General features: G+C 65.6%; 13 protein-coding genes. 8 read left to right on the top strand and 5 right to left on the bottom strand.

Annotation, left to right across the window (positions count from 1 at the left end; genetic code table 11):
- The first annotated feature begins 233 nt into the window (after positions 1 to 233).
- From ACFFJC_RS03280 to ACFFJC_RS03270, 3 genes are read left to right on the top strand one after another with little or no spacing between them, the layout of a single operon-like run.
- Complete coding sequence (locus ACFFJC_RS03280) at positions 234 to 503, top strand: DUF2933 domain-containing protein (protein WP_086485546.1); 270 nt, start codon at positions 234 to 236, stop codon at positions 501 to 503.
- On the top strand, positions 500 to 1,174 hold the full coding sequence (locus ACFFJC_RS03275) for a methyltransferase family protein (RefSeq protein ID WP_086485547.1): 675 nt from the start codon (positions 500 to 502) through the stop codon (positions 1,172 to 1,174). Before ACFFJC_RS03280 ends, ACFFJC_RS03275 begins: the two co-directional genes overlap by 4 nt.
- Positions 1,083 to 1,400, top strand: coding sequence for an SDR family oxidoreductase (locus ACFFJC_RS03270; RefSeq protein WP_379486191.1), 318 nt, complete (start codon positions 1,083 to 1,085; stop codon positions 1,398 to 1,400). Before ACFFJC_RS03275 ends, ACFFJC_RS03270 begins: the two co-directional genes overlap by 92 nt.
- 45 nt (positions 1,401 to 1,445) lie before the next feature.
- Here the strand turns inward: ACFFJC_RS03270 and cueR are convergent, their stop codons facing one another.
- From cueR to copC, 5 genes are all read right to left on the bottom strand, one after another.
- Positions 1,446 to 1,841, bottom strand: a complete 396-nt coding sequence (gene cueR / locus ACFFJC_RS03265) for a Cu(I)-responsive transcriptional regulator (protein WP_086485548.1) — start codon at positions 1,839 to 1,841, stop codon at positions 1,446 to 1,448.
- A complete protein-coding gene (locus tag ACFFJC_RS03260; RefSeq protein ID WP_379486061.1) occupies positions 1,838 to 4,195 on the bottom strand; it encodes a heavy metal translocating P-type ATPase in 2,358 nt (785 codons plus the stop codon). Before ACFFJC_RS03260 ends, cueR begins: the two co-directional genes overlap by 4 nt.
- A gap of 108 nt (positions 4,196 to 4,303) precedes the next feature.
- Positions 4,304 to 4,987 carry a class I SAM-dependent methyltransferase gene (locus tag ACFFJC_RS03255; protein WP_379486060.1) on the bottom strand — a complete coding sequence of 228 codons (684 nt, stop codon included), beginning with the start codon at positions 4,985 to 4,987 and terminating at the stop codon, positions 4,304 to 4,306.
- A gap of 5 nt (positions 4,988 to 4,992) precedes the next feature.
- The gene (gene copD, locus ACFFJC_RS03250) at positions 4,993 to 5,922 is read right to left on the bottom strand and encodes a copper homeostasis membrane protein CopD (RefSeq protein ID WP_086485551.1); all 930 of its coding nucleotides are present in this window, start codon (positions 5,920 to 5,922) and stop codon (positions 4,993 to 4,995) included.
- Between the two features lie 4 nt (positions 5,923 to 5,926).
- A complete protein-coding gene (gene copC, locus ACFFJC_RS03245) occupies positions 5,927 to 6,310 on the bottom strand; it encodes a copper homeostasis periplasmic binding protein CopC (RefSeq protein WP_379486059.1) in 384 nt (127 codons plus the stop codon).
- 129 nt (positions 6,311 to 6,439) lie between these two features.
- Here copC and ACFFJC_RS03240 point away from each other — a divergent pair, with 129 nt between their 5' ends.
- The 5 genes from ACFFJC_RS03240 to ACFFJC_RS03220 all read left to right on the top strand — a co-directional run bounded on the left by ACFFJC_RS03240 (position 6,440) and on the right by ACFFJC_RS03220 (position 10,931).
- A complete protein-coding gene (locus ACFFJC_RS03240) occupies positions 6,440 to 6,712 on the top strand; it encodes a hypothetical protein (RefSeq protein ID WP_086485553.1) in 273 nt (90 codons plus the stop codon).
- A complete protein-coding gene (locus ACFFJC_RS03235) occupies positions 6,712 to 7,152 on the top strand; it encodes a periplasmic heavy metal sensor (RefSeq protein ID WP_086485554.1) in 441 nt (146 codons plus the stop codon). The genes ACFFJC_RS03240 and ACFFJC_RS03235 overlap by 1 nt, the downstream gene beginning before the upstream one ends.
- Positions 7,149 to 7,715, top strand: a complete 567-nt coding sequence (locus tag ACFFJC_RS03230) for an RNA polymerase sigma factor (protein WP_086485555.1) — start codon at positions 7,149 to 7,151, stop codon at positions 7,713 to 7,715. Before ACFFJC_RS03235 ends, ACFFJC_RS03230 begins: the two co-directional genes overlap by 4 nt.
- A gap of 64 nt (positions 7,716 to 7,779) precedes the next feature.
- Entirely contained in the window at positions 7,780 to 9,729 is a 1,950-nt protein-coding gene (locus ACFFJC_RS03225; protein ID WP_379486058.1) for a copper resistance system multicopper oxidase, read from the top strand.
- Positions 9,729 to 10,931: a copper resistance protein B gene (locus ACFFJC_RS03220; RefSeq protein WP_379486057.1), complete on the top strand. Its 1,203-nt coding sequence runs from the start codon at positions 9,729 to 9,731 to the stop codon at positions 10,929 to 10,931. The genes ACFFJC_RS03225 and ACFFJC_RS03220 overlap by 1 nt, the downstream gene beginning before the upstream one ends.
- Positions 10,932 to 11,000 lie beyond the last annotated feature (69 nt).

Here is an 11,000-nt window from a genome sequence, read left to right as displayed (position 1 = left end):
TCTGGCCTGCCTCTCACGCTCTTTTCGTGGCCCCAGCATTCGGTGCGCGGCTGGCCTGCGACTATACGCAAAAGCCGCAGGACGACCCTTGGGCTTTCACTTGGCATGCTGACGAGAAGACGGCGGCGATCGGCCGACCGGATAGACCCGCGTCAGACTGCGGCCTCTACTTATACTTTGCTACCCGGACTTGGGCCTAACCTCGCATGGCATCGGCTAGAAGAGAGCGGCAAATGGACGATCGTGACCATCGAATGCGCAAACGTGGGACGATTGTTCTGATCGGCTTTCTTTTGATTGCAGGCTTCTTCCTGATCACCGAGCATACGGCGCACTTCCTCGGCGTGCTGCCCTATCTGATCCTGCTCGCCTGTCCGCTCATGCATCTGTTCATGCACCACGGCCATGGCAGTCATCAGCATGGCCAGGATCACGGAAACACCCAATCGCCGACCGCCCTGCCGGCCAGTTCCATCCAGCGCACCGAAGGGGAGCCGCGATGACGCATCCCGATTATGGCTATGGCCTATGGGGGCTCGCGCTGGTCAACGCGGCGGTGTTCATTCTCTTCGCGTTCAGCTTCTTCAAGCCGGCCACCAAGCGAGACTGGCGCAGTTTCGGTGCGTTCAGCGCGTTCATCGTCGCGCTTTTCGCCGAAATGTATGGATTTCCGCTTACGATCTTCCTCCTCTCGGGATGGCTTCAATCCCATTTCCCCGGGGTCGACTGGTGGAGTCACGACGCCGGCCATCTCCTCGAGATGATGTTCGGTTGGAAGGTCAACCCGCATTTCGGGCCCTTCCATGTCGCGAGCTTCGTCCTGATCGGCGCGGGCTTCTGGTTGATCTCGGCGGGTTGGACCACGCTTCATGAGAGCCAGCGCCACCACAAGCTTGCGACTACCGGGATCTATGCCAGGGTGCGCCACCCTCAATATGTCGGTTTCATCCTCGTCATGCTCGGCTTCCTGCTGCAATGGCCGACCGTCCTTACGCTCGCCATGTTTCCGGTGCTGGTCGTGATGTACATTCGTCTGGCGCAGCACGAAGAGCGCGAGGCGCTGGCGACCTTCGGCGAAGACTATCGCGGCTATATGCAGCGCGTGCCCGGCTTCATCCCGCGCCTCAAGGCATCCGCCTCCCCGGCCGGGCCGATCGACGGCCCGAGCGCATAGCGCCACGCGCTATGCGGCCGCCGAGCTCGGGTCCAAGGGCATCCGGGTCCATGCCATCTCGCCCGGTCCTATCGCCACGCGCGCGGCGCGGTGCGGTGCATCACCGGGATGGTCATACCCGTCGACGGCGGCCAGCATCCTGGATGAACTGGAGCGGAGTGTTTACGCCCTTGCCTGTGAGGGGTCGGGCAGCCGGGCAGGCGAGCCAAGCTCCCGGTCGCCATAGCGGGCGGTGCTATCCGGGAAGCGTGGTTCGCTGTGTCAGCGACTTTCAGGTGCGTCTGGCGGCAAGCTCATTGATGATTGGGCAATCCGGTCGATGATCGCCCTGGCAACGCTCGGCCAGATCGACCAGCGTGTCATGAAGGACGGTAAGAGCTTCTGCCTTACGCTGGAGTTCCTCGGCGCGCGCAAGTGCGAGCTGCTTAACCTCCGCGCTAGCGCGGCCAGTGTCAGTCCACAGGCCGAGCAAGGTACGGATCTCCTCAATCGGAAAGCCGAGATCGCGGGCATTGGCAATGAACCGCAGGCGATGGAGGTCGCGCTCGCCATAATCGCGATAGCCGGCACCCCGGCGCGGCGGCGCCGGGATGAGACCGATCTTCTCATAATGGCGGATCATACGCTCCGAGACGCCGCTTTGCCTCGATGTCTCGCCGATGTTCACAGCGCTTTCCGGTTGAGCCGCAGCGCATTGGTGACCACGCTGACCGAGGAGAGCGCCATGGCCGCCGCCGCGATGATCGGTGACAGGAGGATGCCGAACAGCGGATAGAGCGCGCCTGCCGCGACGGGCACGCCGGCGACATTGTAGATGAAGGCGAACACCAGGTTCTGCCGAATGTTGGACATGGTCGCCTGAGACAGCCGCCGTGCCCGCACGATGCCCATGAGGTCTCCCTTGAGCAAGGTCACCCCCGCGCTCTCGATCGCGACGTCGGTGCCAGATCCCATGGCGATGCCGACATCTGCGGCTGCCAGTGCCGGCGCGTCGTTGACGCCGTCGCCGGCCATGGCGACCACGCGTCCCTCGCGCTTGAACTTGGCGACCACAGCGCTCTTCTGGTCGGGCAGCACCTCGGCCTCGACTTCGTCGATCCCCAGGCGTCTCGCGACAGCTTCCGCGGTCGTGCGATTGTCACCAGTCAGCATGACCACGCGGATACCCTCGGCCTTGAGCGCGGTGAGCGCGTCGGGCGTGGTCTCCTTGACCGGGTCCGCAATCGCGAAGGCCCCGCCGACCTTGCCGTCGACCCCGATGAAAATGGCGGTGGCGCCGTCGCGGCGCAACGCGTCGGCCTGCTCGGCCAGCGCTTCGGTCGCAACACCCTCTTCGCTGAGGAAGCGGGCATTGCCGAGTACGATTCGGCGGCCATCGACCGTTCCGAGTGCGCCGCGTCCGGTCGGAGAATCGAAATCGCCGACGTCACTTGTGGCGACACCCCGTTCCTTGGCCGCCTCGACGATCGCCAGCGCCAGCGGATGCTCGGAGGCGCGCTCGACCGACGCGGCAAGCCGCAGCAGTTCCGTCTCATCGAAACCCTGCGCCGGCACGATCTTCGTCACGGCGGGGCGGCCTTCGGTTAGCGTCCCGGTCTTGTCGACGACCAGCGTGTCGACCTTCTCCATATGCTCGAGTGCCTCGGCATTCTTGATGAGGACGCCGAGTCCGGCACCCCGCCCGACCCCGACCATGATCGACATGGGTGTGGCGAGCCCCAGCGCGCAGGGACAGGCGATGATCAGAACGGCGACCGCGGCGACCAGCCCATAGGCGAAGCGCGGCTCAGGCCCCCAGATGCCCCAGGCGATGAACGCGATCACTGCGATGGCGATGACGACGGGGACGAACCAGCCCGAGACCTGGTCGGCCATGCGCTGGATCGGTGCGCGCGAGCGCTGCGCCTCGGCGACCATCTGGACGATCCGCGCGAGCATGGTATCGCGCCCGACCTTGTCGGCGACGATCACCAGCGCACCGGTCTGGTTAAGCGTGCCGCCGATCACCTTGTCCGCCTTCGCCTTGGTGACCGGCATGGACTCGCCGGTCACCATCGACTCGTCGAGCGAAGAGCGGCCGTCCTCGACGACTCCGTCGACCGGCACCTTCTCGCCGGGCCGCACCCGCAGGCGATCGCCCACCACGACCAGATCGAGGCTGATTTCTTCCTCGCTGCCATCGGCACCGATGCGGCGCGCGGTCTTGGGGGCGAGGTTGAGGAGCGCCTTGATCGCGCCCGAGGTTCGCTCCCGCGCACGCAGTTCGAGCACCTGGCCGAGCAGAACGAGAACGGTGATGACCGCCGCTGCCTCGAAATAGACCGCGACCATGCCATCCTCGCTGCGGAAGGCGGGCGGGAACACTTGCGGCGCGAGGGTCGCGACGACGCTGTAGATCCAGGCCACCCCGGTCCCCATCGCGATCAGGGTAAACATGTTGAGGTTGCGCGTCTTCACCGATGCCCAGCCGCGCTCGAAGAAGGGCCAGCCGGCCCAGAGTACGACCGGCGTCGCCAGGACGAGCTGGATCCACACCGAGATCGACATCGGCACCAGGCGATGGATCACCGGAAAGAGATGTGCGCCCATCTCCAGGATCAGAACGGGGAGGGCGAGCACCAGGCCGACCCAGAAGCGCCGCGTGAAATCGACCAGCTCGTGGCTGGGGCCACTGTCGGCGGTCACGGTGGCGGGCTCCAGCGCCATGCCGCAGATCGGGCAGGACCCGGGATGGTCCTGCCGGACCTCGGGATGCATCGGGCAAGTCCAGATCGTGCCTTCGGGCGCAGCGACCGGCGGTAGGGGCGGGCCGAGATAGCGCTCGGGGTCGGCGATGAACCTGGTGCGGCAGCCCGCGCTGCAGAAATGCCAGGTCTCGCCGCCATGCTCGGCATGGTGTGCGGTCGTGGCTGGATCCACGGTCATGCCGCAGACCGGGTCCTTGACGCCGGCCGCGATCTTCGCGGCGCCGTGGCCGCCGCAGCAACCGCCGCCTTGCGCCGCTCCATGTGTCTCGTTCATCGCCTGCTCCTTTCGACGCCTGACGATGTAGGGTCTGACACCGTGTCAGGGTCAATACGTAATCTCCGAGGTGATCCTGCGAAAGCGTCGGCGCCGGTCGCCCGAAGATCAGTCGGGATCGTTCGCAACGGATCGCTGGATATCCGAGATCGGCCGGCGCGCGGTGAACAGCTGGATCGCTCCCGTGATCGTCGAGATCATGAAGGGTTCCGCGACGTCCTCAAATCCCGCTGCTGCGATCAGCTTTGGAATGACACCGTCGGCATTAGGCCGAGTATCACTCACGCCATCAAGGCGTTGCACGGTCAGGCGAAACAGCAGCCGCATCACCCCCCGCTGGCGTCCATAATCAGCGATGACGAGGCGGCCACCGGGCCGCAGCACCCTGTGCATCGCGCGAAGCGTCGCTGCTTTCTCACCCACCGGCATCTGATGCAGCACGAGGCTCGACACGGCAGCGTGTGCCATCCCGGCCTGAAGGTCCATGGCAAACCCTTGGCGCCATTCGATGTCGGCCTGCGTGGTACGGGTCTTGCCGCGCGCGATCTCGAGCGCTTCCGCATCCGGATCGATGCCGATGACAGTGAGCCGTGGTTCCGCAAGCTTCAGCATCAACGCGAAGCTGCCCGTTCCGCAACCGACATCGACGATCGTCTCGTCTGGCCGAGCGGCAACAGCGGCAAGCATCGCGCTCCGCCAGCGGGTTTCGCGAGTCCAGAGCCGGATCACACGATCATAGTCTCGCGTGGACCCGGTGCCGAGCGGCGGCGTGTAGGACTTCCTGGCGGTCATCCCTGCTATGCCGACATCGGCGGGGAAAGAGTACCCAGCCAGGCCACGAGCCCCAGGATGACGATGGCAAGGCCGCCCTCGGCGAGCAGGCTCTTGCGCAGGATCGCCATGGCGCGCCGCGCATCGCCTTGCGCGATGGCAAGGCCGAGCGCGGGCGTAACGCGGTAGCGGTTGAGCGCCGCCAGGCCGAGCATCGCGGCGAACAGCGTCAGCTTGACGATCAGGAGCAGGCCATAGGTGGTCTTTCCGAGCGAAAGCACGTTGCCCGGACCGACAAGGATGGCGCCGTTCACCGCTCCAGTGAGGATCAGCAGTCCGACGACCAGGGTTCCGACCATCGCGAAGCCGCGCAGGGCGGCTTCCGTCAGCGACACATGGTCCATGTCGTCGGCATCAACCCATCGCACGGCAAGCAGCAGAAAAGCGGCGATGGCGCCGATCCAGGCCCCCGCGGCGAGAAGATGGACCAGATCGGCCGCCAGCTGCAGCCAGCCGATGCCGCCTTCACCGGCCGCGGCGTGGCCGGACCAGGCAAGCGTTGCCAGGGCGCATGCGCCGACAAGGGTCGATGCCGCGGCTGCTGCGCGCGGTGCGCGGCCGTAGAACAGCGCGCATAGCAAGAGGATCAGGAGCGCGGCGACCCGTGTCTTGAGCGCGAGGCCCAGCGCCGTCTCGTTGAGCAGGTCGCCGAGGATCGAGACATCCGGCCGGGTGATCGGCAGGCCGGTCATGGCCGAGGCTTGGACCGCGAACCCGAGCGCGGAAAGTATGACGCCGGCCAGCGCAACAGCGGCGATCAGTGCGGGCATGAGCAGATGCCGAGCAGCCATCCGGACGCCACCCGGCGCATAAAGCGCGAACAGCGGCAGGCCGAACAGCAGGCCGAGATCGACGTAGAGCGCCCAGCGGACCGCGATGAGGCCGGCGTCACTCATGATGTCATTTCACGGTGAAGGCGAGATTGCCCTGGATCCGGTGGGTGTCGGTCGACACGACGTGCCAGGCGACCTGATAGGTGCCGGCCGAGAGCGGACGCGCCAGCGTCAGGACCAGCGTCTTGCCGTCGGCATCGACCGCGGTCTGGAAACCGGTCACGGCCATACGGTGATTGGGCATGCCCGGCATCCCGGCCATGACGATTTCGGCGCCCGACAGCTTGGGCATCAGGCCTTCGCTGAAGGTGAGCGTGATCCGTGATGGCGCCGCCACGCTTGCACTGGCGGCGGGGGTCGAAGACAAGAGCTTGGGATGGGCAAGCGCCGGTGCGGAAACGAAGAGACTGGCAGCGGCCGTTAGGGCGGCAAACACGGGAAGGGGACGCATCGGAGTTCTCCAGGTTGGTGGCATAGGGAAATACGCATCCCGTCGGCGGACCCCTCGGATTATCTTTTTGTGGCTGACGAGGGGTAGGCGGCTGTGATGCGTAATGGAGAATGAGGAAGGAGAACGACGATGGATGATCTCGATCAGATGCTGGCGCGCTTGCGCAATGCGCCGCTTCCCGCCGCGCTCGCGACGATCGACAGCGCTGTCATGGAGGAGCTGGCCCGCATCCGGGCCGCACCCGCGCTCCGGGCCGGAACCTTCGGCGCCGTCGCCGTGATCGCCCTGGTGTTCGGCATTGCCGGATCGGTAGTTCAAACCGATCGGGGTGCCGCCACGACCCTGTCGCCCTTCGACGCACGGCTGGCGCTCGCGCCGTCGACTCTGCTGAGCGGCGAGTGATGCGGGACTGGCGCAGGATAGCCCTGCTGGTCCTGCTGACCTTCGCCGCAGCCCTGGCCGGCGTCGTGATCGGACGGCTTTATGTCGTGCCGCAGAAGCCGGTCGAGAACGAACTGCACGAGCTTCTCCACAGTCAGCTCAGGATCGATGCAGAGCAGCACGAGCGGCTTGACGTCATCGAGAAGAAGTTCGCCATCCGCCGCCGGGCGCTGGAGGCGGAGCTGCGCGCCGATAACGTGCGGCTCGCCGAGGCGATTGAGATCGAACATGGTTACGGGCCGAAGGTCGCCGCCGCCGTGGACCGTTCGCACCAGGCGATGGGGGAGCTGCAGAAGGAAACGCTGGAGCACATCTTCTCGATGCGGGCCGTGCTGCGTCCCGACCAAGCCGTCAAGTTCGACGAGGCCGTGGTGAAAGCGCTGACGGCCAAGGAACGGTGACGCTCGAACTCGCCGGCTGTTCGGATGCCGAGCTCGCCACGCTGGCGCTGGCGGGACGGCAGCCGGCCTTCGGCGAACTGGTCCGGCGCCACCGTGAATGGGTCTACCGGCTGGTGCGCAACCATGTCGGGGATACCGACGAAGCCCTCGACGTGACCCAGGCCAGTTTCGTCGCGGCTTTCGGCGCCTTGCGCCGCTACGATCCGGAACGGCCCTTTCCGGTCTGGATGTCGCGGATCGCGATCAACAAATGTCACGACTGGCGCCGCCGCCGGACAGTCCGGAATTTCCTATCCTTTGCGTTCCCGATCAGCGACGCCGAGGACGTCGCGGACGAAGCGCCGCTGGCCGATCACAGAATGGCGGCCGAGCAGGAGTTCGAGCGTACGATGAGCGCGATCTCGGCCTTGCCCGAAACACTCAAGGAGCCGCTCATCTTGCGGACGATAGAGGGGCATAGCGAAGCGGAGACCGCGCAGATTCTCGGCATAAGTCAAAAGGCCGTCGAGACGAGGCTCTATCGCGCGCGGATGCGCCTGGCGGAAATTCTGCAAAAAGTTTGAGGGTTGGGCGGACGGGCTGCGTATCTCCAGTAGGCCCATATGAACAAGAGCTGAGACGCCGCCCATGACATCCGTTCTCGACCGTCGGCAATTCATGCGGGGCGCGGCCCGCGCGGGCGGCGGCCTTGCCCTCTCCGCCTGGCTCCCGGCCTGGGCCCAGACAATCTCGGCGGGGGTGCGCCCGACTCTGCCGACGGTGTCGGGAGAGGACATCACGCTCACCATCGCGCGCCAGTCGATGACCATCGACGGCCGCCGCTTCCGGGCGATCGGGATCAACGGCACCGTGCCCGCGCCGCTTATCCGGTTGCGTGAGGGCCAGCATGTGCGGCTCAACGTCGTCAACCAACTCGAGGAGGACAGCTCGATTCACTGGCACGGGCTGATCCTGCCGGCCAATATGGACGGTGTGCCGGGCGTGTCGTTCCCGGGCATCAAGCCGGGATCGAACTACCTCTATCAGTTCCCCGTCGTGCAGAGCGGCACCTACTGGTATCACAGCCATTCGGGCCTGCAGGAGCAGGAAGGCCATTACGGGCCGATCATCATCGATCCGGCGGGCGCCGATCCGGTCGCCTATGACCGTGAGCACGTGATCGTGCTCGCCGATCACAGCCCGCTGTCGCCGCAAGCGATCTTCCGTCGACTCAAGGTCAATCCAGGGCACTTCAACTTCCAGCGGCAGACGCTGTCAGGTCTGCTGTCGGCCCGCGACCAGAAGCTCAAGGACCGGCTCGACTGGGGCCAGATGCGGATGGACCCGGCCGACATTTCGGACGTGACGGGCTCCACCTATACCTATCTCGTCAACGGCCACGGTCCGTCCGACAATTGGACCGCATTGTTCACGCCGGGCGAGCGAGTGCGGCTGCGGGTGATCAACGCCTCGGCCATGACCACTTTCAACGTGCGTATCCCGGGCCTGCCGCTGACCGTCGTCCAGGCCGACGGGCAGAACGTGATGCCTGTCACCGTTGACGAGTTCCAGATCGGCGTCGCCGAGACTTACGACGTCATCGTCACGCCCAGCGAGGACAAAGCTTTCACGCTCGTCGGCGAGGCAATCGATCGCTCGGGGATGGCCCGTGCGACGCTGGCGCCGCGTGCCGGCATGGCGGGCGAGGTGCCGCTGCTGCGCCCCCGGCCGCTCGCCGATATGAAGGACATGGGCATGGACATGTCCTCCATGGGCGGAATGGAAGGTATGGACATGTCGGGCGGCGCGACGCGCGGAGTCGATCCGAGCGCCGAGCAGAACGCGTCGGCGCGCCTCGCGACCGGAGCCGCGAGCGCGGCGGCCGTGTCCTCCACCATGGCCCGCGGCGCGACGCCGGGTATGGATCATTCAGGCATGGGCCACTCGGGGATGGCCGGGATGGACCATTCGGCCATGGCGGCCGGCGGCGGCGGCGCCGAAATGGCGGGCATGGACCATGGCGGCGGCGCCATGAACATGGGCTCGATGAAGATGCGCGATTTCGGCAATGCGCCGCAGATCAAGCGCGATCCCGGTGTCCAGACCATCTCACCGATGCCGGTCGATCGCACCGGCGAGCCGGGTCAAGGCCTCGCCGACGTCGGCCACAAGGTGCTCGTCTACAGGGACCTGATGGCGCTCGAGCGCAACCCCGACGTTCGGGCGCCGAGCCGCAGCATCGATATTCACCTGACCGGCAATATGGAGCGGTTCATGTGGTCGTTCGACGGCGAGAAGATGTCGGACCACCATGAGCCGATCCCCTTTATCGAGGGCGAGCGCGTGCGTATCAACCTCATCAACGACACGATGATGGGACATCCGATCCACATCCACGGCCACTTCTTCGAGTTGGTGACCGGGCATGGCGATCACGCGCCGCGTAAGCATACCGTGATCGTCCAGCCCGGCGGCAAAGTGACCTGGGACTTCACCGCCGACGCGGTCGGCGACTGGGCATTCCACTGCCATCTCCTCTACCACATGCATGCTGGGATGATGCGCGTCGTGAGTGTGCGCCCGAAGGGAGACGCGTAATGATCCGCTCGCTTCCGATGCTCGGTAGTACCATCGCGCTCTTACTCGCCGCGCCTGCGTTCGCGCAGGATCATTCGATGCACGACATGCCCGGCATGGGGCATGCTGCACAGACCAAGCCGGCCAAGGCACCCACCAAGCCCCGCGCCTCGCAGCCCGTGCGATCCCGCCCTAAGGCAAAGCCTGCAGACGCGCACACGCCGGCTGCCGACAACATGCAGGACATGGATCATTCCCAGCATGGCTCGCCAGCAAGCGATCAGAAGCGACCGTCCGCCGAACCCATGCCGGCCATGCCCGGCATGGATCATAGCCAGCACCAATCCGGCGCCACGCCTCCATCGGCGATGGACCCTTCGCAGCACCAGGGCGGGGCGATGCCCGAGATGCCGGGAATGGATCATTCGCAGCATGGTGAGGCGCCGATGCCGGCGATGGAGATGACCGGCACGGCGCTTCCCGCCGGCGATGCGCCGCCACCGCCGGTCCCGCATGATCACTACGCCGATCGCGATTTTCCGGGCGGCGAGATGGCCGGCTCGCGCGAGGCGATGATGAAGGAAAGCGGCGGCGGTCAATTCGGTCAGCTCATGCTCAACGTATTCGAGTATCAGGCGCACAGCGGGCGCGACGGCTATCGCTGGGACGGCGAGGGCTTCTACGGCGGCGACATCAACCGCCTGTGGCTCAAGAGCGAGGGCGAAGGCGAGTTCGGCCGGGGGATCGATTCCGGGGAAGTCCAGGCGCTCTACAGCCATGCCATAGATCCCTATTTCAACTTGCAAGCCGGTGTCCGCCAGGATTTTGGACGCGGGCCCGACCGCACCTATGCGACCATCGGCTTCGAGGGACTGGCGCCCGGAATGTTCGAGGTGGAGGGCGCGCTATTCCTCTCGAACAAGGGCGACCTGCTGGGCCGGGTGGAAGGCTATTACGACCAGCGCATCACCCAGCGCTTGGTCCTGCAACCACGCCTCGAACTCAATCTTTCGGCGCAGGATGTGCCAGAAAATGACATTGGCTCAGGACTCGTCAATATCGAGCTGGGGGCTCGGCTGCGCTACGAGATCAGCCGCCAGTTCGCCCCCTATGTCGGCGTGTCTTATCTGCGCAAGACCGGAGATACGGCGCGGCTTTCCCGCCTCGCGGGCGAAGACGTCCATGCCACGAGCTTCGTCGTTGGCGTCCGCTTCTGGTTCTAGGGTCGGGAGCGGTCGATGGTGGGGCGGGGTGTCTGGGCACGAAGCAATCTCGATGAAATCGGCGGGGGC

The sequence above is a fragment of the Novosphingobium soli genome (assembly GCF_042432915.1).
Classification (GTDB): Bacteria; Pseudomonadota; Alphaproteobacteria; order Sphingomonadales; family Sphingomonadaceae; genus Novosphingobium; species Novosphingobium soli.
The sequence above is the reverse complement of the archived record's forward strand: the minus strand, read 5'-3'. Positions and strand labels throughout refer to the sequence as shown.